Source organism: Streptomyces sp. ALI-76-A (assembly GCF_030287445.1).
Lineage (GTDB): Bacteria > Actinomycetota > Actinomycetes > Streptomycetales > Streptomycetaceae > Streptomyces.
In genome coordinates this window covers 3,212,029-3,235,051 of sequence record NZ_JASVWB010000002.1, presented here as the reverse complement: position 1 = coordinate 3,235,051, position 23,023 = coordinate 3,212,029, and the positions used below count along the sequence as shown (strand labels likewise).

Annotated in this window: 18 protein-coding genes; 10 read left to right on the top strand and 8 right to left on the bottom strand. The window is 73.3% G+C overall.

Features of this window, described 5'->3' with window-relative positions; genetic code table 11:
- Positions 1–68 precede the first annotated feature (68 nt).
- Positions 69–902: an isoprenyl transferase gene (locus QQS16_RS15480; protein ID WP_286062265.1), complete on the top strand. Its 834-nt coding sequence runs from the start codon at positions 69–71 to the stop codon at positions 900–902.
- Positions 903–1,034: 132 nt separating this feature from the next.
- On the opposite strand, the gene QQS16_RS15475 is transcribed toward QQS16_RS15480, so the two are convergent.
- The 4 genes from QQS16_RS15475 to QQS16_RS15460 are packed head-to-tail and all read right to left on the bottom strand — an operon-like array spanning position 1,035 to position 4,163.
- On the bottom strand, positions 1,035–1,451 hold the full coding sequence (locus QQS16_RS15475) for a Fur family transcriptional regulator (protein ID WP_286062263.1): 417 nt from the start codon (positions 1,449–1,451) through the stop codon (positions 1,035–1,037).
- 59 nt (positions 1,452–1,510) lie between these two features.
- Positions 1,511–2,413, bottom strand: coding sequence for a metal ABC transporter permease (locus tag QQS16_RS15470; protein ID WP_286062261.1), 903 nt, complete (start codon positions 2,411–2,413; stop codon positions 1,511–1,513).
- Positions 2,413–3,180, bottom strand: coding sequence for a metal ABC transporter ATP-binding protein (locus tag QQS16_RS15465; protein ID WP_502963791.1), 768 nt, complete (start codon positions 3,178–3,180; stop codon positions 2,413–2,415). Before QQS16_RS15465 ends, QQS16_RS15470 begins: the two co-directional genes overlap by 1 nt.
- 17 nt (positions 3,181–3,197) lie before the next feature.
- Positions 3,198–4,163 carry a metal ABC transporter substrate-binding protein gene (locus tag QQS16_RS15460; RefSeq protein WP_286062259.1) on the bottom strand — a complete coding sequence of 322 codons (966 nt, stop codon included), beginning with the start codon at positions 4,161–4,163 and terminating at the stop codon, positions 3,198–3,200.
- A 197-nt stretch (positions 4,164–4,360) separates the two neighbouring features.
- Between QQS16_RS15460 and QQS16_RS15455 the strand changes: the two genes are divergently transcribed.
- From QQS16_RS15455 to QQS16_RS15435, 5 genes are all read left to right on the top strand, one after another.
- Positions 4,361–5,743: a glycine--tRNA ligase gene (locus tag QQS16_RS15455; protein ID WP_286062258.1), complete on the top strand. Its 1,383-nt coding sequence runs from the start codon at positions 4,361–4,363 to the stop codon at positions 5,741–5,743.
- A 113-nt stretch (positions 5,744–5,856) separates the two neighbouring features.
- On the top strand, positions 5,857–6,468 hold the full coding sequence (locus tag QQS16_RS15450) for a LysE family translocator (protein ID WP_286062257.1): 612 nt from the start codon (positions 5,857–5,859) through the stop codon (positions 6,466–6,468).
- A gap of 159 nt (positions 6,469–6,627) precedes the next feature.
- Positions 6,628–7,632, top strand: coding sequence for an aldo/keto reductase (locus tag QQS16_RS15445; protein ID WP_286062256.1), 1,005 nt, complete (start codon positions 6,628–6,630; stop codon positions 7,630–7,632).
- Positions 7,633–7,657: 25 nt separating this feature from the next.
- Positions 7,658–8,248 (top strand): TetR/AcrR family transcriptional regulator, encoded by a 591-nt coding sequence (locus QQS16_RS15440; RefSeq protein WP_286062255.1) that lies wholly within the window; start codon positions 7,658–7,660, stop codon positions 8,246–8,248.
- Between the two features lie 68 nt (positions 8,249–8,316).
- Entirely contained in the window at positions 8,317–8,727 is a 411-nt protein-coding gene (locus QQS16_RS15435; protein WP_286062254.1) for a VOC family protein, read from the top strand.
- Between the two features lie 93 nt (positions 8,728–8,820).
- Here QQS16_RS15435 and QQS16_RS15430 read toward each other — a convergent pair whose 3' ends face one another.
- Positions 8,821–9,027 (bottom strand): hypothetical protein, encoded by a 207-nt coding sequence (locus QQS16_RS15430; protein ID WP_286062253.1) that lies wholly within the window; start codon positions 9,025–9,027, stop codon positions 8,821–8,823.
- A gap of 272 nt (positions 9,028–9,299) precedes the next feature.
- Here QQS16_RS15430 and QQS16_RS15425 point away from each other — a divergent pair, with 272 nt between their 5' ends.
- From QQS16_RS15425 to dusB, 3 genes are all read left to right on the top strand, one after another.
- Positions 9,300–9,869 (top strand): hypothetical protein, encoded by a 570-nt coding sequence (locus tag QQS16_RS15425; protein WP_286062252.1) that lies wholly within the window; start codon positions 9,300–9,302, stop codon positions 9,867–9,869.
- A 9-nt stretch (positions 9,870–9,878) separates the two neighbouring features.
- Entirely contained in the window at positions 9,879–14,279 is a 4,401-nt protein-coding gene (locus QQS16_RS15420) for a cation-translocating P-type ATPase (RefSeq protein WP_286062250.1), read from the top strand.
- A gap of 394 nt (positions 14,280–14,673) precedes the next feature.
- Positions 14,674–15,807 (top strand): tRNA dihydrouridine synthase DusB, encoded by a 1,134-nt coding sequence (dusB, locus tag QQS16_RS15415; protein ID WP_286062249.1) that lies wholly within the window; start codon positions 14,674–14,676, stop codon positions 15,805–15,807.
- A gap of 23 nt (positions 15,808–15,830) precedes the next feature.
- Here the strand turns inward: dusB and QQS16_RS15410 are convergent, their stop codons facing one another.
- The 3 genes from QQS16_RS15410 to QQS16_RS15400 form a co-directional block, all read right to left on the bottom strand.
- Entirely contained in the window at positions 15,831–17,681 is a 1,851-nt protein-coding gene (locus QQS16_RS15410) for an alkaline phosphatase family protein (protein ID WP_286062248.1), read from the bottom strand.
- A 156-nt stretch (positions 17,682–17,837) separates the two neighbouring features.
- Positions 17,838–19,775, bottom strand: a complete 1,938-nt coding sequence (locus QQS16_RS15405) for an amylo-alpha-1,6-glucosidase (protein WP_286062247.1) — start codon at positions 19,773–19,775, stop codon at positions 17,838–17,840.
- Positions 19,772–21,262, bottom strand: a complete 1,491-nt coding sequence (locus QQS16_RS15400) for an MGH1-like glycoside hydrolase domain-containing protein (RefSeq protein ID WP_502963790.1) — start codon at positions 21,260–21,262, stop codon at positions 19,772–19,774. The genes QQS16_RS15405 and QQS16_RS15400 overlap by 4 nt, the downstream gene beginning before the upstream one ends.
- 119 nt (positions 21,263–21,381) lie before the next feature.
- Between QQS16_RS15400 and QQS16_RS15395 the strand changes: the two genes are divergently transcribed.
- Positions 21,382–22,608, top strand: a complete 1,227-nt coding sequence (locus tag QQS16_RS15395) for an ROK family protein (protein ID WP_286062246.1) — start codon at positions 21,382–21,384, stop codon at positions 22,606–22,608.
- Positions 22,609–23,023 lie beyond the last annotated feature (415 nt).

Genomic DNA, 23,023 nt, shown 5'->3' with positions numbered 1-23,023 from the left:
GACCGACCGGGCACGAGACCGACCGCCGGGGACCGACCGGGCACGAGACCGAGGGAGACGAGAAGCACATGGCCGTACGCGGGATCCTGGGGCGCCAGCGCCGCGAGTACAGGACGCCGGAGCCGCACCCGTCCGGGGCCCGTCCGCCGAAGCTGCCGGGCGAGCTGGTCCCGAAGCATGTGGCGATCGTCATGGACGGGAACGGGCGCTGGGCGAAGGAGCGGGGGCTGCCCCGCACGGAGGGGCACAAGGTCGGCGCCGAGCGGGTGCTGGACGTGCTCCAGGGCGGACTGGAGCTGGGCGTCGGCGCGATCTCGCTGTACGCCTTCTCCACCGAGAACTGGAAGCGGTCGCCGGACGAGGTGCGCTTCCTGATGAACTTCAACCGGGACTTCATCCGCAAGACCCGCGACCAGCTCGACGAGCTGGGAATCCGGGTGCGCTGGGTGGGGCGGATGCCCCGGCTGTGGAAGTCGGTGGCCAAGGAGCTCCAGGTCGCGCAGGAGCAGACCAAGGACAACGACAAACTGACGCTGTACTTCTGCATGAACTACGGCGGCCGGGCCGAACTCGCGGACGCGATGCAGGCCATCGCGCAGGACGTGCAGGCGGGGCGGCTCGACCCGTCGAAGGTCACCGAGAAGACGATCCAGAAGTACCTGTACTACCCGGACATGCCGGACGTGGACCTGTTCCTGCGGCCGAGCGGCGAGCAGCGCACGTCCAACTACCTGCTCTGGCAGAGCGCCTACGCCGAGATGGTCTTCCAGAACGTCCTGTGGCCCGACTTCGACCGGCGTGACCTGTGGCGCGCGTGCGTGGAGTTCGCGTCCCGGGACCGACGCTTCGGCGGGGCGATCCCGAACGAGGAGCTGCTGGCCATGGAGGGCAAGCAGGAGTAGGGCGGACCGGCGCCGCCGCTGGGCGGGGGTGCGGGGCCCGGCGCCGCGGGGTGCCGTCACGCCCGCCCTCGCCCCGCTCTCCCGCGGCCGGGCCGCTGGGGCCCTTTGTGGAATCTCCGTCGGAGAAGGGCCCTAGGACTGCTCGGCCGCGCAGTCCTCGCACGTGCCGAAGATCTCCACCGTGTGGGCCACGTTCACGAAGCCGTGTTCCGCCGCGATGGCGTCCGCCCATGTCTCCACCGCCGGGCCCTCGACCTCGACGGCCTTGCCGCAGACGCGGCAGACCAGGTGGTGGTGGTGTTCGCCGGTGGAGCAGCGGCGGTAGACCGACTCGCCGTCGGAGGTGCGCAGGACGTCGACCTCGCCGGCGTCGGCGAGGGACTGGAGCGTGCGGTAGACCGTGGTCAGGCCGACGGAGTCACCCTTGTGCTTGAGCATGTCGTGCAGGTCCTGGGCACTGCGGAACTCGTCGACCTCGTCGAGCGCCGCCGCCACAGCGGCACGCTGCCGGGTGGCGCGGCCCTTCACGGACGGTCCAGCGGTCGTCACCGGTTGCCTCCTCACGTCTGCACTTGCCGGGCCATTGTGCCAGTCCGGCCTGTCCGCGGTCAGACGCCGACCTTGCCGCCCTCTCCCCGGCCGGCCGGAACGGCGCACTCGGCGGGATCCCCGTCGGGACGCGCGGCGGCCAGCGCCCGCGCGCGGCGCCGGGCCAGCGGGGCCGCCAGCGCGGTCAGCAGGACGAACGCGCCGATGGTGAGCAGCACGATCGTCGCGCCGGGCGGCACGTCCTGGTAGTACGACGTCACGGTCCCGCCGATCGTCACCGAGACGCCGATGGCCACCGCGACCGCGAACGTCGCCGCGAAGCTCCGGGTCAGCTGCTGGGCCGCCGCCACCGGCACCACCATCAGCGCCGACACCAGCAGCAGGCCCACCACCCGCATGGCGACCGTCACCGTCACCGCCGCGGTGATCGCCGTGAGCAGGTTCAGCGCCCGCACCGGCAGGCCGGTGACGCGCGCGAACTCCTCGTCCTGGCTGACCGCGAACAGCTGGCGGCGCAGCCCGACGGTGACGAGGACGACGAAGGCGGCGAGCAGGCAGATCGCGGTGACGTCCGACTCGCTCACCGTCGACAGGGAACCGAACAGGTACGAGGTCAGGTTGGCGTTGGAACCGGTCGGCGCGAGGTTGATGAACATCACACCGCCGGCCATGCCGCCGTAGAAGAGCATCGCGAGGGCGATGTCGCCGCGGGTCCGGCCGTACCAGCGGATCAGTTCCATCAGGACCGCGCCCAGCACCGACACGAGCGTGGCCATCCACACCGGCGACCAGGACAGCAGGAAGCCGAGGCCGACGCCGGTCATCGCGACGTGACCGATGCCGTCGCCCATCAGGGCCTGGCGGCGCTGGACGAGGTAGATGCCGACGGCGGGGGCGGTGACGCCGACCAGGACGGCGGCGAGCAGGGCCCGCTGCATGAAGGCGTAGTTGAGGATCTCCATCAGCTCAGCAGTCCCGTCCGGATCGGTTCGGCGTCGTGAGCCGCGTGCGGGTGTACGTGGTCGTGGCCGGGCAGCGCGTGCTGGCCGAGCGCCCGCGGGGGCGGGCCGTCGTGCGTGACGCAGCCGTCGCGCAGGACGACCGCCCGGTCGATCAGGGGCTCCAGGGGGCCCAGTTCGTGCAGCACGAGCAGCACCGTCGTGCCGGCCGCCACCTGGTCCCGGAGCGTCCGCGCCAGCACCTCCTGGCTGGCCAGGTCCACACCCGCCATCGGCTCGTCCATGATCAGCAGATCGGGGTCGGCGGCGAGGGCGCGGGCGATCAGCACGCGCTGGTGCTGGCCGCCGGACAGGGCGTCGACGGAGTCCTTCGCGCGGTCGGTCATCCCGACCAGGTCCAGGGCACGGCGTACGGCCTCGTGGTCGGCCTTGCGCAGCATGCCGAAGCGGGCGCGGGACAGGCGGCCGGAGGCGACGATCTCGGTGACCGTCGCGGGCACGCCGCCGGCGGCGGTGGTGCGCTGCGGTACGTAGCCCACGCGCGCCCAGTCGCGGAAACGGCGGCGCGGGATGCCGAACAGCTCGACCTCACCCGCGCTCACCGGCACCTGGCCGATGAGGGTGCGGACGGCGGTCGACTTGCCGGAGCCGTTGGCGCCGAGCAGCGCGACGACCTCGCCGTGGCCCACGGCCAGGTCGATGCCGCGCAGGACGGGCCGCGAGCCCAGCTCGGCGCGGACGCCGCGCAGGGATATGACGGGCTCGCTCACGAGGTCCTCCGTAGGGGTCACTTGGCGCCGAGAGCGGACTTCAGCGCCGTGAGGTTGGACTCCATGACCTGGAAGTAGTCGTCGCCCTTGGACTTCTCGGTGATGCCTTCGAGCGGGTCGAGGACGTCCGTCCTCAGTCCCGCGTCCTGGGCCAGGGTCTTCGCGGTCTTGTCGGACACCAGTGTCTCGTAGAAGACGGTGGTGACGCCGTCGGCCTTGGCCTCCGTCTGGAGTTCCCTGATCCGGGCGGGGCTGGGCTCGCTCTCCGGGTCGAGACCGGAGATGGCCTCCTGGGTCAGGCCGTAGCGCTCGGCGAGGTAGGTGAAGGCGGCGTGGTTGGTGAAGAAGACCTTGCTGTCGGTGTTCTTCAGGCCGGTCGCGAACCGCTGGTCCAGGTCGCCGAGCTTCTTGGTCAGCGCGGCGGCGTTCTTCTCGTAGTCCGCCGCGTGGTCCGGGTCGGCCTTCTGGAAGGCTTGGGCGACGCCCTCGGCGACCTCGGAGTACTTCACCGGGTCGAGCCAGATGTGCGGGTCGAGGGCGTGCTCCTCCTCGGCGGGCTCCTCGGCGCCGGCTTCCTCGCCCTCGTGCTCGTGCTCCACGGAGCCGTGGTCCTCGAGCTCGGTCAGCGTGGCCGCGTCGATCTTGTTCTTGACGTCGGCCTGCGCGACCGCCTTGTCGACGGCGGGCTGGAGGTCCTTGAGGTAGAGCACCGCGTCCGACTCCTGGAGCCGCGCGGTCTGCTGGGCGCTGATCTCCAGGTCGTGCGGCTCCTGGCCGGGCTCGGTGAGACTGGTGACGTTCACGTGCTCGCCGCCGATCTGCTCGGCGAGGAAGGCCATCGGGTAGAACGAGGCGACGACGTCGAACTTGTCCGTGTTGCCCGCCGCCTCGCTGTCGCTGGAGCAGGCGGAGAGGGTACCGAGGCCGAGGACGGTGGCCGCCGCGACCGCGATGCCGGATATGTGGTGTCGTCGTACGTTCATGACAGTCATTTTCAACAAATATGGAAACGGTTGTCAACAAAGCCTGCCCAGGGGCCCTGCGCGGGGGCGGGGAAGGGCCGCGCTCCGGACCGATTTGATTGCAGGGGAGTCCCCGCCGGTAACCTGAGGCATTCGCTCTGAAGCAATGCTCTGAAGCATCTCGCTTCGTCGCCCGTCGTCGTAATGAAGAGAGCACCGTGGCCGCCGACAAGATCGACACCATCGTCAGCCTGAGCAAGCGCCGTGGCTTCGTATTCCCTTGCAGTGAGATCTACGGCGGACAGCGCGCCGCCTGGGACTACGGGCCGCTGGGTGTCGAGCTCAAGGAGAACCTCAAGCGCCAGTGGTGGCGCTACATGGTGACCTCCCGCGAGGACGTCGTCGGTATCGACTCGTCCGTGATCCTGGCGCCCGAGGTCTGGGTCGCCTCCGGTCACGTCGCCACCTTCTCGGACCCGCTCACCGAGTGCACCTCCTGTCACAAGCGGTTCCGCGCGGACCACCTGGAGGAGGCCTACGAGGCCAAGCACAAGCGCCTCCCGGAGAACGGCCTGGCGGACCTCAACTGCCCCAACTGCGGGAACAAGGGCACCTTCACGGAGCCCAAGCAGTTCTCCGGCCTGCTCTCCACCCACCTCGGCCCGACCCAGGACAGCGGCTCCGTCGCCTACCTGCGGCCCGAGACCGCGCAGGGCATCTTCACCAACTTCGCCCAGGTGCAGACCACTTCGCGCCGCAAGCCGCCGTTCGGCATCGCGCAGATGGGCAAGTCCTTCCGCAACGAGATCACGCCCGGCAACTTCATCTTCCGGACCCGCGAGTTCGAGCAGATGGAGATGGAGTTCTTCGTCAAGCCGGGCGAGGACGAGCAGTGGCAGGAGTACTGGATGGAGCAGCGCTGGAACTGGTACACCGGTCTCGGCCTGCGCGAGGAGAACATGCGGTGGTTCGAGCACCCGAAGGAGAAGCTCTCCCACTACTCCAAGCGCACCGCTGACATCGAGTACCGCTTCCAGTTCGGCGGCAACGAGTGGGGCGAGCTGGAGGGCGTCGCCAACCGCACCGACTACGACCTCGGCGCGCACTCCAAGGCCTCCGGCCAGGACCTCTCCTACTACGACCAGGAGGCCCAGGAGCGCTGGACGCCGTACGTCATCGAGCCCGCGGCCGGTGTCGGCCGCGCGATGCTGGCGTTCCTGCTCGACGCCTACATCGAGGACGAGGCGCCCAACGCCAAGGGCAAGCTGGAGAAGCGCACGGTGCTGCGCCTCGACCACCGCCTGGCCCCGGTGAAGGTCGCCGTCCTGCCGCTGTCCCGCAACCCGGAGCTGTCGCCCAAGGCCAAGGGCCTCGCCCAGGCGCTGCGGCAGAACTGGAACATCGACTTCGACGACGCCGGCGCGATCGGCCGCCGTTACCGCCGCCAGGACGAGATCGGCACGCCGTACTGCGTGACGGTCGACTTCGACACCCTGGAGGACAACGCGGTCACCGTGCGCGAGCGGGACTCGATGAAGCAGGAGCGGGTGTCCCTCGACCAGATCGAGGGCTACCTGGCCGGGCGCCTCGTCGGCTGCTAGGACTCCTCGCCCGCCCCGGCTCTTCGGCCCCCGGTACGGACGGCTCTTTGGCCCCCGATACGGACCCCGCAGTGGTCCTGTATCGGGGGCCGTCGCGCCATCAGGGTGGCGGTATGAGCATCGCTTTCCTCCTCACCACCCTCGTCGTCTGTGTCACCCCCGGTACGGGTGTCGTCTACACCCTCGCCGCCGGGCTCTCCCGCGGCCGGCGGGCCGGCGTGGTCGCGGCCGTCGGGTGCACGCTCGCGATCGTGCCGCACGTGCTGGCGACCGTCACCGGGGTCGCCGCGCTCCTGCACGCGAGCGCCACCGCGTTCCAGGTCCTCAAGTACGCCGGTGTCGTGTACCTCCTCCACATGGCGTGGGCCATGGTCCGGGACAAGGGCGCGATCGGCGGCGGCCGGGACGCGGCGCCCGCCTCGGCGCGGCAGGTGATGGTCCGGGCCGTGCTGATCAACCTCCTCAACCCCAAGGTGACGATCTTCTTCCTGGCCTTCCTGCCCCAGTTCGTGGACCCGGCCCGCCCGCACGCCGTGCCGCGGATGCTGACCCTCGGCGGCGTCTTCATGCTGGTCACCTTCGTCGTCTTCGTCGCCTACGGGGTGCTCGCGGCCTCGGTGCGCCGGCACGTCACCTCACGACCGCGGGTCATGGCGTGGCTCCGGCGCGGTTTCGCGGGGTCGTTCCTGGTGATGGGGGCGAAGCTGGCCTTCACGGCGCGGTAGGACCGGCCGGACCGGAGCGGAGCGGACGGGGCCTGACCGGAGCGGACGGGACCTGACTCCGGAGCGGGAGCAGGTCGCGGGTGACTGCCGGCGAAAGCAGAAGCAGATGACAGCTGACAGATATTGAAATCTGTCAGCTGTCATGTCAGGGTGGCTGTCATGACGACGCACACCCGCACCCTCGGAAGCACCGGCCCCCAGGTCTCCGCCCTCGGCCTCGGCTGCATGGGCATGTCCGCGCTCTACGGCGAAGCGGACCGCGCCGAGTCGATCGCCACGATCCACGCCGCCCTGGAAGCGGGCGTGACCCTGCTCGACACCGGCGACTTCTACGGCATGGGCCACAACGAGCTGCTGATCGGCGAGGCCCTGCGCACCGCGCCCACCGCCCGGCGCGAACAGGCCCTGATCAGCGTCAAGTTCGGGGCGCTGCGCGACCCGGACGGCGGCTGGGCCGGACAGGACGGCCGCCCGGCCGCGGTGAAGAACTTCGCCGCGTACTCGCTCCAGCGTCTCGGCGTCGACCACATCGACGTCTACCGGATCGCCCGGCTCGACCCCGCCGTCCCGATCGAGGAGACGGTCGGCGCGATCACGGAACTCGTCGACAAGGGGTACGTCCGCCATGTCGGCCTCAGCGAGGTCGGCGCCGAGACCATCCGCCGGGCCGCCGCCACCGCCCCGATCGCGGACCTCCAGATCGAGTACTCGCTGATCTCCCGCGGCATCGAGGCCGAGATCCTGCCGGCCACCCGGGAACTGGGCATCGCCGTCACGGCGTACGGCGTCCTGTCCCGGGGGCTGATCTCCGGGCACTTCACCAGCGACCGGCAGCTCGCGGCCGACGACTTCCGGGCGCACTCGCCCCGCTTCCAGGGCGAGAACCTCCAGCACAACCTGAACCTGGTCGAGGCGCTGCGCCGGATCGCCGAGCGCAAGGGGGCCTCGGTCGCGCAGACCGCGATCGCCTGGGTGCTCTCGCGCGGCGAGGACATCGTGCCGCTCGTCGGCGCGCGGACCCGGGAGCGGCTGGCGGAGTCGCTGGGCGCGCTGGAGGTCACGCTGGACGCGGCCGATCTCGCGGCGATCGAGGAGGCCGTACCGGCCGACGCCGCCGCCGGCGACCGCTACCCGGCGGAGCAGATGGCGCACGTCGAACGCTGACCCGGTGCCGGGTACGGTCTCTCCCATGCCACCGACCAGCGAGATCCTGACCGCCGAGCGCATCCTCGAAGCCACCGAGGAGGTGCTGCGCCGCCACGGCCCGGCCAAGGCGACCGTGGTGGACGTGGCCCGCGCGCTCGGCGTCAGCCACGGCTCCGTCTACCGGCACTTCCGGACGAAGGCGGCGCTGCGGGAGGCGGTGACGAAGCGGTGGCTGGACCGCACCTCCGAGGCGCTGGCCGGGATCGCCGCCGACGAGGCCCGCGACCCCGACACCCGCCTCCGGGACTGGTTCGCCGCCCTGTTCGAGGCCAAGCGGCGCAAGGCCGGCGACGACCCCGAGCTGTTCGCCACGTACATGGTGCTGACCGGCGAGGCCGGTGCGGCCGTCGGCGAGCACATCACCGACCTGACCGCCCAGCTGGCCCGGATCGTCCAGGCGGGCGTCGACACCGGGGCCTTCACGGTGACCGACCCGGCGGTGACGGCCCGCGCGCTGTTCGACGCGACCTGCCGCTTCCACGACCCCTGCCACGCCCGCGAGTGGGAACAGCCGGGCGCGCAGGGGGACTTCACGGCGCTGGTGGAGCTGGTGGTGCGGGGACTGCGGCCCTAGGCGCTCGGGAATCGCGCGGCCGGTCACCTCGTTGACGCGTCCGTACCCGCGACCTCAGAGGAGCCGACATGTCCGACGAACCCGCTGTCCGCGAGCTGCGCCTGGTCGTCACGGCGGCCGACTACGACGCGGCGCTGCACTTCTACCGCGACGTCCTCGGTCTGCCCGAGGAGGCCGCGTTCAGCTCCGCCGACGGACGGGTCACCATCCTCGACGCGGGCCGGGCCACCCTGGAACTGACCGATCCGAACCACGCCGCGTTCATCGACGAGGTCGAGGTCGGCCGGCGCGTGGCCGGGCACATCCGGGTCGCCTTCCAGGTCGACGACTCCGTCGCCACCACCGAGAAGCTGGCCGCCGCGGGAGCCGAGGTGGTCGCCGAGCCGACCCGCACCCCCTGGAACTCGCTCAACTCCCGGCTCGAGGCGCCGGGCGCCCTCCAGCTGACGCTCTTCACCGAGCTCGGCGACACCCCGTAGGTCCCTGGGGCGGGCCCCGCGCGCACAACTCGCCGGGGCCCCTGGGCGGGCCCCGAGTTCACGACGTCCTGGGCCTCCGGGCCGGCCCCGCGTTCACGACTTGGCCGGGTCCACCGTGGCCTGGTGCGCCTCGGCGAGGTGTTCCTCCGCCTTCAGCCAGGGCAGGAACTGGGCGCCCTTGCGCCAGCCGCACGTGTCGCAGTCGATCGTGCGCTGGGTTCCGGTCCGCCGGACCCGCACGACGTGTTCGCGTCCGTGCTGGTCCCAGCGGCTGACCTTGCTCGTGTTGATCTCCAGCATGCTGCCTCCAGGGGCGCGCCCGGGTGTGCGTCGGCCAGCAAGGAGTGTGCAGCAAGACCAACATCAACGGGGGCTCCTTCACAACTGGCCGGCTGATCCCCGCCGTGCGGCCAGCCGCCGGTCCGCACGCCCCCCTCTGGCGGCTGGAGCGGCTGACGCCCTCGCGCCGGAACAGGAACGAATCCTTCCCGCCGCTCGGGATGACTGTCCGAAGTGCGGGAACCCGGGAAGCGGAAGAAGTGGGTCCGGACCCGAGGGGAGCCGAGGAAGCCATGGCCGAGCAGAAGACCGAGCAGAGGCCGGCCCCTGACCTCCCGCAGCCGCTGCGGGCCGCCGCCTCGGTGCTGAGCCGGGTGCCCGGCGCCAAAGTGGTGAGCAGGGCGGCCGAGGAGACGCTGGACAAGGTCGGAGCGGTGTCGCCGCGCGGGCGGCGCATCGCCGTGTACACCGGCGCCGGGGTGCTGGGCGTCGCGGGGATCGTGGAGTGGCCGATCGCCCTCACCGGAGCGGCGGTCGCCTGGCTGACCCAGCCGCGGCAGGAGGAGCCGGGGACGCGGGCCGCCGAGGACACCGGCTCCGACGGCTCCGGGGCGTCCGCCGGCCGGACCCCCACCCCGAAGGTCCTGGCACGGTCGGCCGCCGCGCCGGCGGCATCCCCCGCGAGGGGCACGGCGACGACCGCGGACGACCCGGCGTCCCCCGGGACCGACCCGGCGTCCCCCGCCACCCCCTCCGACAAGCTGCCCGCGCATCCCACGAGCCCCACGGAAGCCCCCGCCCCGCCCCCGGGCAGCGGCGGGCCCAGTGGCCCGGCGGCCCGGCACGACCGTACGAGCGACTGAGGGAACGTGATGAGCGCAGGACTTCTCACCCGCCCGTCGGCCGTCGCCGCCGACTTCGTCCTCGCCGGTCCGCGGCTGCTCGCCCGGTCCGCGGCACCGGCGGTGGGCGTGGCCGCCGGAGCGGCGGCGGGAACGGCACGGGCCGGCGTCCGCGGCGCCGACTTCGCGCTGCGGATGGCCCGGGTCGCCCGCGCGGCGGCCCCGGGCGGCGGCACCGACTGGCGGGCCGGAACCCGCGCTCACCTGGCACTGCGCCCCCGGACGACGGACGCGGGCGGGGACCGGGAACCGGGGCAGGAGCACGCGCGGGAAGCGGCACCGGTCGCCGAGGCCGCCGCGCACGGCGCGCGATCCGCCGCCGAGCCCGCGGCGTCCCGGTCCGGCCACACCGAGCGCCTCGCCCGCCGGGTCGCCTCGGCCCTCGTCGAGCATCCGGACGTGGCGTTCGCCTACTGGGACAGCGGGCTGGGCCGGCTGGTCGTGGCGGCGGCCGAGGAGGCCGTCAGCGACGAGGTGATGGAGCGGGCGGCCGCACTCGCGGAGCGGCACGGGCTCGTCCCCGTGGACGTCGACGACGTCGAAGAACTCACCCACCCCGGCGACCCGGCCTCCGTACGGACCGCCACCCTCGCGCTCGGCGCCGACGCCCTGGGGATCGCCGCCGCCGTGGCCGGGTCCGCGCTGCGGCTGCCGCCCTCTCCCCGGCTGGTCACGGCCACGCTCACCCTGCTGCGGGAGAACCCCCGCTTCCGCGCCTGGCTGCGCGGCCGACTCGGCGGGCCCCGGATGGACGTGGTGCTGGCCGCCGCCAACGCGGTGGTGCACGGCGCCGGCCAGACCCCCACCTCACTGCTGCTCGACGGCACCCTGCGCGGCTGCCAGCTCACCGAGGCGCTGGCCCGGACGGCCACCTTCGAGACCGTGCACGACCACCTGTGCGCGCCGGGCCGGGACAGCGTCGCCGCCGACCCCGCGCTGCGGCCCCCGCTGCGGACCTCGCCCGCCCAGGAGTACGCCGCCCACGCCTCCGCCGGCAGCGTCCTGGGCGCCGTCGCGGCCCTGCTCGTCAAGCACGACATCGCCGAGGCCGCCGAGGCGGTGCTCGCCGGCTCGCCCAAGGCCGCCCGGTACGGGCCCGCCGCCTTCCACGCCGTGCTGAGCGGCGCCCTGTCCGCGGCGGGCGTCCTGGTGCGTGACCCGGAGCGGCTGCGGCAACTGGAGATGGCCACCACCGTCGTCCTGCACCCGAGCGCCCTGCTCACCCCCGGCGCCGGAGCCGACCCCTGGACCGAGGCCGTCCTGGACGCGGCACGGCGGGCCCGACTGCGGGTCGTGGTCGTGGACGACCCCGCGCTCGCCGACTTCACCGGCCTCGCCGACCAGGTCGTCGGCGCCGACCGGCCGTTGCGCGAGGTCGTCGACGGCCTGCGCGACGAGGGTGGCGTGCTCACCGTCGCCCGCCCCCGCCCGCACGACGACCTGGACGTCACCGCCGGGCTGCTGCGCGGTGACGTGGCCGTCGCCCTCACCGACCGGGACGGCCAGGTGGTGTGGGGCGCGGACGTGCTCGCCCCGCACGGCCTGGCCGACGTGTGGCGGCTGCTGGCCGCCGTCCCGGTGGCCCGCAAGGTCGGCACCCGGTCGCAGACCCTCGCCCGGTCCGGCGCCGCGCTGTCCGGGCTGCTGGTGGCCGTCGGCGAGTCCCGCCGGGGCGGCCACAGCCTGCTGCCCGGCCTGCGGCACGCGCCCGTCGACATCGCCGCCGCCGCGGCCCTGCTCTCCGGGCTGCGATCCGCCCTGGGCGTGGCGCTGGCCCGCGCCCCGCACCCCCGGCCCCGGGTGGCCTGGCACGCCCTGGACCCGGACGACGTCCGCGACCGGCTGGAGCGCGAGGCGCCCGCCGAGCCGTCGGCCGTCGAGCAGGTCACCGCCCGGGTCCGCACGGCCGCCGACTCCGTCGTACGCCTGCCCGCGCTGGCCCCGGCCCGCTGGTCGCTGCAACTGGCCCAGGCCGTACGCAACGAACTGGACGACCCGCTCACCCCGGTCCTGGCGGTCGGCTCGGCCGCGTCGGCGATCCTCGGGTCGGTCGTGGACGCCCTGCTGGTGCTCGGCGCCCTCGACCTGAACGCGCTGGTCGGCGGCGTCCAGCGGCTGCGGGCCGAGCGGGCGCTGTCCGGGCTGCTCGCCCAGCAGAAGCAACAGGCGCGGGTCGCGGACGACGGGGAGGCGGTCCATGTCGTGGACGCCGCCAGGCTCAGCCCCGGTGACGTCATCGACCTCAAGGCCGACGACGTGGTCCCCGCCGACGCCCGGCTGCTGTGGGAGGACGGCCTGGAGGTGGACGAGTCCGCGCTGACCGGCGAGTCCCTCCCGGTGGACAAGGCGACGGACCCGACCCCGCGCGCCCCCGTCGCCGAACGGCACTGCATGGTCTTCGAGGGGACGACCGTGGTGGCCGGCCGCGCCCAGGCGGTGGTCGTGGACACCGGTGACCGCACCGAGGCCGCCCGGGCCGTCGCCCTCGCCGCCCGGGTGCCGACGGCCGCCGGAGTACAGGCCCGGCTCCAGGAACTCACCCGCAAGGCCATGCCGTTGACCATGGCGGGCGGCGCCGCGGTGACCGGCCTGTCGCTGCTGCGGGGCACTCCGATCCGGCAGGCGGTGAGCGGCGGCGTGGCGGTCGCGGTGGCCGCCGTACCGGAAGGACTGCCGCTGGTGGCCACGGTGGCGCAGCTGGCCGCCGCCCGCCGGCTCAGCAGCCACGGTGTCCTGGTGCGCGCCCCGCGCACGCTGGAGGCGCTGGGCCGCATGGACACGGTCTGCTTCGACAAGACCGGCACCCTCACCGAGAACCGGCTGCGCCTGGTGCGGGTGACCGACGCGGACGGCACGGTCCACACCCTCGACAGGTCCGAGGCGGCCGGCCCGCTGCGGGACGCCGCCCGCGCCTGTCCCCAGCTCGACGGCGACACCGTCCGCCCGGCCCACGCCACCGACGAGGCCGTCCTGGACGCGGCCGGGCCCGACCCGCGGTGGCAGCAGATCGAGGGCCGGCCCTTCGAGGCCGGCCGCGGTTACGCCGCCGCCGTGGGACGGGACGCGGACGGCTCACCGGTCCTGGTGGTCAAGGGCGCGCCCGAGACCGTCCTGCCCGCCTGCGCCGGTCTGCCGGACCACATCTCCGACCGGTCCCACGCGCTGGCCGGCGACGGACTGCGGGTGCTCGCGGTGGCCGGGCGTCCCCTCGGCGAGGGCGAGCAGGCGTCGGACGTCCTCGAGGAGCCCTTGCGGGACCTGGAGTTCACCGGGCTCGTCGCCCTCGCCGACGTGGCGCGCGAGACGTCTCCGGCGCTGGTGCGGGGGCTGCGCGAGGCGGGCGTACGGCCGGTCGTGCTGACCGGCGACCACCCGCAGACCGCCCGGGCCATCGCCGCCGACCTGGGCTGGCCGCAGGACGCGACCGTGGTCACCGGCGACGAACTGGCCGCCGCCGACCGCTCGGCCCGCTCCCGGATGCTGCGGGACGCCGACGTGGTGGCCCGGGTCGCGCCCGAGCAGAAGCTCCAGGTCGTCGAGGCGCTGCGGGACGCCGGGCGGGTGGTCGGCATGGTCGGCGACGGCGCCAACGACGCGGCCGCGATCCGTGCCGCCGACATCGGCGTCGGCATCAACGCCCGCGGCTCGGCCGCCGCCCGCAACGCCGCGGACCTCGTCGTCACCGGGGACGACCTGTCGGTGCTGACCGAGGCGGTCCGCGAGGGACGCGCCCTGTGGCACAGCGTCGCCGACGCCATCGCCATCCTCATCGGCGGCAACGCGGGCGAGGTCGGTTTCGGCATCGTCGGCACCCTCCTGTCGGGCTCCGCGCCGCTGTCCACCCGGCAGATGCTCCTGGTGAACCTGTTCACGGACCTGTTCCCGGCGATGGCGGTCGCGGTGACCCCGCACCAACAGGCGGAGGAACCCGCCGAGGAAGGGCCGGGCGAGCCCCTCGCCACCTCGGTCCTGGGCGCCCCGCTCCTCCGGCAGATCCGGCACCGCGCCCTCACCACCTGCCTGGGCGCGACCACCGCCTGGCTGTTCGGCCGCTTCACCCCCGGCACGGCCCGCCGCTCCACGACCATGGCCCTGTGCGCGGTCGTCGGCACCCAGCTGGCCCAGACCCTGGCCGACCGCCGTGACAGCCCGCTGGTCCGCATCACGTCCCTGGGTTCGGCCGTCGCCCTGGTCGCCCTGGTGGAAACCCCGGGCATCAGCCAGCTCTTCGGCTGCGCACCGCTCGGCCCCCTGGCCTGGGCCGGAGTAGCCCTGGCGATCACCCTGGCCCTGACCGGCCAACGGGCCCTGCCCCACGTGGAGGAGGCCCTACGCAAACGCTGGCCGACCCTGACCACAAAACTGACCTGAGCGCGGGCCCCTCGGGGGCGCGGGGAACGGCGCGCCCAGCCACCGACGCCCTGCACCCGTCGTACGGGCCTGACGCCCGCTGGCCCCGACGTCGACGAGGCGACGGGGTCGAGCGCGGGCCCCCTCGGGGGCGCGGGGAACGGCGCGCCCAGCCACCGGCGCCCTGCACCCGTCGTACGGGCCTGACGCCCGCTGGCCCCGACGTCGACGAGGCGACGGGGTCGAGCGCGGGCCCCGTCGGGGGCGCGGGGAACGGCGCGCCCAGCCCCCCCACCGGGCCCGCTGCGCGGTCACCGGGCCCACGGCCCGCGCGTCATCACCGTCCGGGCACCCGGCCGAGTGAGGGACAATGGGCCTTTGCCCCCCGCCGTACGTCCGCCCCGGAGCCCCTCTGATGACCCTTCCGCTCTCGATCGGCCCGCACGCCGTCGCACCGCCCGTGGTCCTGGCGCCGATGGCCGGGATCACCAACGCGCCGTTCCGCACCCTGTGCCGGGAGTTCAGCGGCGGCAAGGGCCTGTTCGTGAGCGAGATGATCACGACCCGGGCGTTGGTCGAGCGCAACGAGAAGACCATGCAGCTGATCCACTTCGACGCGACCGAGAAGCCGCGCTCGATCCAGCTGTACGGCGTCGACCCGGCGACCGTCGGCAAGGCCGTCCGCATGATCGCGGAGGAGGGCCTCGCCGACCACATCGACCTGAACTTCGGCTGCCCGGTCCCGAAGGTGACCCGGAAGGGCGGCGGCTCCGCGCTGCCGTACAAGCGCAACCTGCTGCGGGCCATCCTGCGCGAGGCCGTCAGCGGCGCCGGGGACCTCCCGGTCACGATGAAGATGCGCAAGGGCATCGACGACGACCACATCACCTACCTGGACGCCGGCCGCATCGCCGTCGAGGAGGGCGTGACGGCCATCGCGCTGCACGGCCGCACCGCCGCCCAGCACTACGGCGGCACCGCCGACTGGGACGCCATCGCCCGCCTGAAGGAGCACGTGCCGGAGATCCCCGTGCTGGGCAACGGCGACATCTGGTCGGCCGAGGACGCGCTGCGCATGGTGCGGGAGACGGGCTGCGACGGAGTGGTCGTGGGGCGCGGCTGCCTGGGGCGGCCGTGGCTGTTCGCGGACCTGGTGGCGGCGTTCGAGGGGCGTGACGAGGACATCGCGCGGCCCTCCCTGCGCGAGGTCGCCGAGGTCATGGTCCGGCACGCCACCCTGCTCGGCGAGTGGATCGGCGACGAGGCGCGCGGAGTCATCGACTTCCGCAAGCACGTCGCCTGGTACCTGAAGGGCTTCGCGGTCGGCTCGGAGATGCGCAAGCGGCTCGCGGTCACCTCGTCGCTGGCCGAACTCCGCTCAGGGCTGGACGAGCTGGACCTCGACCAGCCCTGGCCCGTCGGCGCCGACGGACCCCGGGGACGCACGTCCGGCAACAACCGGGTGGTGCTCCCGGACGGCTGGCTGAAGGACCCGTACGACTGCGCGGGGATCGGCGAGGACGCGGAACTGGACACCTCCGGAGGCTGAGCCCCGGGGGGCGTCCACACCTCCTAGTCCGTCGCCGGACGAGGCGTCGATCCGTACGCCGTCAGGAAGCGGTCGCGGAACGCGCTCATCTTCCACACCGGGGCGTCCGAGGCGGGCTTCAGGCCCTCGGTCCAGTTCCAGGAGGCGATCTTTTCGAGGACCTCCGGGTCCTTGGCGACGACGGTGACCGGTACGTCCCGGCTCGCGCCGCGGCCGCTGACCCGGGCGATCGGCTGGTGGTCGCCGAGGAAGACCAGGACCGTGTCGTCGGTGCCGTAGCGCTCCAGCCACTGGATGAGGCTGGTGACGGAGTACTGGACGGACCTGCCGTACTCCTCCTTGGACCGGGTGGAGTCGGTCAGGACGTCCGACGGGTCGACGCCCGCCTGCTGGATCGGGCCGAAGACCGACCCGTCGCCGAGCCGGTCCCAGTCGACCAGCTCCGGGATGGGGGCCCAGGGCTGGTGGCTGGAGGTCAGGATGATCTCCGACATCAGCGGCCGGTCCCGCTTCTTGCCGTGCACCAGCCGCTGGAACGCCTCCAGCGCGTACTGGTCCGGCATCGTCGACCAGCTGAACTTCGGCCCCCGGTAGCCCAGCTGGAAGGCGTTGTAGACCTTGTCGAGGCCGTAGAACCTCTGCTCGGGCCAGCCCTTCTGCACGCCGGGCATCACGCCGACCGTGTCCCAGGCGCCGGTCTTCTGGAACGCCTTGGTGAGGCTGAGATGGTCGCCGGCCATGACCGTGCGGTAGCGCTGCTGGTTGTCGATCCACAGGCCGGACATGGTGGTGGAGTGGCCGAGCCAGCTGCTGCCGCCGTAGGTCGCCGAGGTCAGCCACCCGCTCCGGGCGTGGAAACCGGCCTTCTCCAGCGCGGCGGTGCCGGTGTCGAGGGTCCGCACCACGCCGGGTGCGATGACCGGGTCCTCCAGCGCGCTGCGGCCGTAGCTCTCGATGAAGGTGAAGATCACGTCCTTGCCGCGCAGGTCCGGCAGCAGCCGGCCGGCCGGGGTGGCGCCGAACCGGTCGGCCTTGGCCTCCTTCGCGAACGCGGCCTCGTCCCGGACGGTGTCCGTGACCCGCCGGGCCTGGAGCTTGAGGGCGCCGGCGGCGCGTTCGGAGGCGATCGGCATGCCGTTGTTCTGGAGGCCGAGGGAGGAGCAGGTGATCCAGACGACGCCCGCGACGAGGATGGACCGGGTGGCGACCCGCGTGTCCCGCACCAGCAACTCGCTCAGCCGGACCGTCGCCAGGGCCATGACCACCAACAGGAGCACCACGAGGACGACGGCCCCGACGGTGGCGCCGACGGCGGTCGTCCGGCCCATCGAGTCCTCGACGTACGCCTGCGCGTCGTCCAGCAGACCCCAGTCCAGGACGAGGTTGAAGCCCCGGCCGAGGTACTCGATGAACCCCATGTCGAGGACGTTGAGGATCGTCAGCGCGCCGAGGACCGCGCCGGAGAACGCCGCCAGGACCACCCGCGGCCGGCGCGGCAGCGCGAGCAGCACGGCCGCCCCGATGATCGCCTCCACCGGCAGCCGCGTGAACCGGTTGGGTTGCAGGGCGACGATCCTGTTCGGCAGCAGGAGCGCGCCGAGGACGAGGACGGCGGCCAGCGCGGTGGTCGTCCAGTAGAGGACGCGGGCGGCGGTGGGGTGGCGGGCGCGCCAGGAACGCCAGTGGGCGAGGCGGGCTCGAAGGCGCGCTCCGCGGGAGGCACCGGCGGGGGAGCCCTCGGTGGGGGAGGCGCCGGCGGCGGATGCGGCCTCGCCGGGTGCGGTCTCCCCGGGCTCCACCGCGCTCACCGCTATGCCGGAGGCGGGGTCGTCGGCCGTGTCCGGCGGCCGGCGAAAGCGCGTGAAGACAGGCACCCGAAGATCCTTCCGTGCGAAGCCCGGTGAAGCGGCGGACCCGGTTCCCCAAGGGATCGGATCCACCGCAGTCCCGTACGGTTCGCCTCCGGCCGGTGTTCAGCGCTTTCGCCGAGCGCTCGGCAAACACCGGGCAAACACTCCCCGCCCCGCGCGTCAGGCGCCCCCGACCGCCGTGAGCAGCGCCAGCGGGGCCGCCGCCGAGCGGGACTCCCGTACGCACGCGTGCGGGTAGGGGACCGGCTCGGCGTGGGTGTCGCGGCCGTAGCCCGCGACGACCTCCGGAAGCCGGTGGCCGGTCGCCGTCGCCGCGTCGACCAGGGCGTGGGCCACCGAGCGGGCCTCGTCGTGCAGGCCGTAGCGGGCGAGCCCGAGCGTGATCAGCGCGTTGTCGTGCGGCCAGACCGAACCGCGGTGGTACGAGAGCGGGTGGTACGCCGACTGGCCCGCGGCCAGGGTGCGCACGCCCCAGCCGGAGAAGAAGTCCGGGTCCAGCAGCCGCCGGCCCACCTCCTCCCCGTACTCCTTGTCCAGCAGGCCCGACCACAGCAGGTGCCCGGCGTCCGAGGCGAGCGCGTCCACCTGGCGGCCCTCCCCGTCCAGCGCGAGCGCCGGGAAGGAGCGGTCCGCCATCCAGAAGTCCCGCTGGAAGCGGTCGCGCAGATCACCGGCCGCCTGCTCCAGCAGCGCCGCGTACGTCTCGTCGCCCCACACCGTGCGCGCCACCCACGCCGTACGGCGCAGCGCGTCGTACGCGTACCCCTGGGCGCCCGCCGCCATCACCGGGCCGCTCGCCCGGGTGCCGTCGGCCGAGCAGATGGCGCCGGGGGAGTCCTTCCAGTTCTGGTTGGCCAGTCCGCCCTGGTCGGCGCGGTAGACCAGATAGCCGCGCGACGTCAGGCCGCCGTGGTCCAGCATCCAGCCGATCGCCGCGCGGGCGTGCGGCTCCAGGCGGCGGGCCAGCGCCGCGTCACCGGTCTGCTCGACGTACGAGCCGAGCAGGACGAGGAACAGCGGGGTCGCGTCCACCGAGCCGTAGTAACGGCCGTACGGCACCTGCCCGAAGTGGGCCAGCTCCCCGTGCCGCACCTCGTGCACGATCTTGCCGGGCTGCGCGACCGACTCCGGAACGGTGTCCGTCGCCTGGGTCGCGGCGAGCGCGGGCAGCGTCGCGGCGGCCAGCCCCGGCCGGTAGGGGAGTGCGAACAGCGAGGTGAGGAGTGCGTCCCGGCCCAGCAGGGTCAGGAACCAGGGGGCTCCGGCGGCCGGTACGCGCAGCTCCTCGCCGTCCGGGCCGGTCGCCGGGACCTGGAGCGAGGCGAGGTCCGCGAGACCGCGCGCGCAGGCCGCCGCCAGCTCCGGCCAGCCCGTCGGGAAGGCCACGCCCTCCGCGAACTCGCCCTCCAGCGCGAGGAGCTGGTCGTTCAGCGCGGCCGGGGAGCGCGGTACCCGCAGGGCCCGCCGGTCGCCGTGCGGGCGGGCCATGACGCGCAGCGTCAGCTCCGCCGAACCGTGCGGCTCCAGGTCCAGCGTCCACACCAGGCGCCGGGCGCCGGTGCCGGTCTCCTCGACGCCGTCCGGAGCCGGTTCGGCCGTCACCGTCGTACAGGAACGCCACGCACCGCGCTGGTAGGCGAACTCCACGCCGTCGTCGAGGACCTGGCGGGAGCGGGTGGCGCCGATCTTGGTGTAGGTGCGGTGGTCGGAGCGCAGCTCGAACTGGTCGGTGAAGTCGGCGTCCGCGGTGACCGCGAGCCGGACCGTCGTCGGCACCGGGCGGTTGCTGGTCACCCGCAGCGACTCGACGAACGCGCCGTCCGAGACGGCCTGTTCACGGAAGAGCGTGTACGCGGGCGGCTCCTGGCGGCCGCCGCGCGGCACCAGCACACAGCGCGCGGTGTCCCCGTCGGCGACCGGTGACAGCGCCTCGGGCACCGCGCCGTCGACGGTGAGCTGCCAGCGGCTCAGATGCCGGGCGTCCCGCACGAACAAGCCGTCCGGGGCACTGCCGCCCCGCACGCCGCTGATGTCGCCGCCGTCGCCGACGGCGGCGAACGTCCCGCCACGCACGAGCAGATGATGCCGGTCCGTCATGGCCGGTCCCCTCCCTTGGCTGCCAAGACTGCCGTGACTGTGGTGTCGCTGTGCAGCAGGTCGAGCGTGAGCGCGGCGGTCCAGCTGAAGCCGGTCGCCCCGCAGCCCTCACCCGTGTACGGATCGACGTACTCCGCGAAGTCGGTGGTGTCGGCCAGCTCCAGGGCCGCCGTCCGCAGCGCGTCGGCCCGGGCCTGCTCGCCGTGCGTGCGCAGCCCGCGCTCCACCAGCCAGCTGGTGTTGAACCAGGCCGGCCCGCGCCAGTACCGGCGCGGATCGAAGGCCTCGCCCAGCAGGTCGTAACTGGGGACGAGGCGGGTGGTGTCGCCGAGACCGAAGTGCGGTGAGCCCGCCGTCCGCACCAGAGCGGTGGAGATGTCCCGGGGCAGCGTGGGCAGCAGCAGCGGAACGAGACCGGAGACACCGCGCTCGGGGATCAGCTCCCCGCTGCGCACGTCCCGGCAGAAGAACATCCCCTCCGCCGGATCCCACAACCGGTCGATCAGGGCCGCCGTCAGGCGTTCCGCGCGCGTGTGCCGGGCCGTACCGGTCGCGCCCAGCTCCCGGGCGATCCGGGCCAGCGCGTGCTCGGAGGCGATGAGCAGGGCGTTGAAGGCGGGGTCCTCCACCGCGAAGGCGCCGGCCCCGTCCGCGTACCCGCCGTCCCGGTAGTCCGTCGCCAGCCGCACGTACCGCCCGTAGTCCAGATCCGTCGGCCGGTCCTCCGCCGCCCCGTGATCGAGGTCGGCCCGGCGGAAGGAGCGGGCCGGGGCGGGCGTGATGCGGGAGAGCGGGGCGTCCCAGCAGGGGCTGTTGTCCATACCCTGTTCCCAGGGGTGCACGACGGACGCGAGGGAACCCCCGCCGAGGTCCCGCCGGTGCAGCAGGTACCGGTGCCAGGCCGCGAGCCTCGGATAGACCCGGGCGAGGAAGCCGCGCGACCGGGACAGCCCCGGGTCGGCACGGTGCACCAGCCAGGCCGCCAGCGCGTGCACCGGTGGCTGCACGATGCCGGAGGTCTGTACGGTGCGCGGGGCGCCCGCAGCGCGCCCCGCGGTCGAGGAGCGCCAGAAGTCGGGGCTCGGGAAGTACGCGTCGAGCGGGACGGAGGGGTTGAAGACGATGTGCGGGATCCGGCCGTCGCCCCACTGGCCGTCGAGCAGCGTCTCCAGCTCCGTCTGCGCACGCAGCGGCGACAGGTGGCGCAGGCCGATCGCGATGAACGCGGAGTCCCAGGACCACTGGTGCGGGTACAGACCGTACGAGGGCACCGTGGAGGTGCCGGTCCAGTTGCTCTCCAGCACCCGGGCGGCCCTGACGTGCAGCGAAGGAGGCGTGGACGCCGCGTGTGTCCTGGCCGCCGGATCGTATACGGCACCCTCCGGGCCCCTTGCCTCACCAGGACCGGTGAAGGGCGGTGAGGAAATGGTGCGTACGGGGTCCAAGTGACCCTGGATACGGGCGGTGAGCTGGGTTGTGCGGTCCACGCAGGGCTCCCCGAAGACGTACGGCCGACCAGTTCGGCAATGGCCACCGTAGGGTTACGTCTATTTAACACGCAAAACCCAATATGTAATGCAAGCTTGAGAAACACAAGGGGGTGTGCATGACCGGACGGTCCGGCAGGACGACCCGAGCGAGCGGCCAGGCGAGCGCCGGAGACCTGCTCGAACTGGTGCGCAGCGGCCGCGCCACCACCCGGGGCGCGCTCCAGCAGGCCACCGGCCTCTCCCGCGCCACCGTGGGCCAGCGTCTCGACCGTCTCTTCCGCGCGGGCTGGCTGCGCGAGGGCGCCGGGGGCCCGGTCGACTCCCCTCTCGGCGGGCGGCCCTCCATCACCCTGGAGTTCGACGACGCCCACGCCGTGGTCCTCGCCGCCGACCTGGACACCCGGCACGCGCGCGCGGCCCTGCTCTCCCTGACCGGCGAGATCCTCGCCGAGCAGGCGGGCACGGCGGCCCTCGCGGACGGCCCCGAGGCGGTGCTCGGCCAACTCGGCCACTGGTTCGCCGAGCTCCTGGCGAAGGCGGGCCACCGGGCGGACGAGGTCTGCGGCATCGGTCTCGCGGTGCCCGGTCCCGTCGACACCGGTACCGGCCGGGTCGTGCAGCCGCCGATCATGCCCGGCTGGGACGGCTACGACATCCGGGGCCGCCTGGCCCGCTCGTTCAGCGAGCACACGGGGGCCGCGACGGTCCCGGTCCTGGTCGACAACGACGCGAACCTGATGGCGTACGGAGAGCAGCGCGCCTCCCACCCCGACTGCTCGGCGTTCGTGCTGGTCAAGGTCTCCACGGGGATCGGCGCGGGAGTCGTCGTCGACGGCTCGATCTACCGGGGCGTCGACGGGGGAGCGGGCGACCTCGGCCACATCCGGGTCCCGGCCGGCGCCCAGGCGCTGTGCCGGTGCGGCTCCTACGGCTGTCTGGCCGCCGTCGCCAGCGGCGGCGCCGTGGCCCGCAGACTCGCGGAGACCGGGGTGCCGGCGGCGTCCGGCTCGGACGTCCGGGATCTGCTGGCGGCCGGGCATCCGGAGGCGGCGGCGTTCGCGCGGGAGGCGGGGCGGCAGGTCGGGGACGTGCTGGCGACGGTGGTGACCCTGCTGAACCCCGGTGTACTGATGATCGCCGGGGACCTGGCCGGGACGCCGTTCCTGACCGGTGTGCGGGAACTGCTGTACCAGCGGGCCCTGCCGCGCTCCACCGCCCGGCTGGAGGTCGTCACCTCGCGGCTCGGGGACCGGGCCGGGCTGGTCGGGGGCGGGGCGCTGGTCGTGGAGCACCTGTACGCGCCGGAGCGGGTGGAGGAACGGCTGGCCGCGCTGGGGGTGTGACGGCCGTCGCGGGGGCTGTGACAGGCGTGTTTCCGTCCGGGGACACGTCCGCATGGTGAAATGCGCGGGCCTGTGGCAGCGTGATTATCGCCACCCCTGATATGGGTTGCGCTCAGATGAGCGTGTTATGACCGACTGCACTTCATCAAGGGGTGGCACTCAGTGCCACCCCTTGATCGTTCATCGACCGAAAACATATGCGCTCAGGAGCGCTCATCTGAGATCGAATTCAACAGCGTGAGCGCGCATGCGTTCAAGGAGTGAAGACATCGGCCTGGTGTCGTCGGCTCTGCGGGGACTTTGGATCCGCTGGCGGACGAGTGGTTACAGGCACATGACGCGCAAGTGGACGTACCCAGAGGCCTTTGATCTGGGTATGTTCCTGGCCGTCAGGGCAGCCACCGCGGCCTCTAGG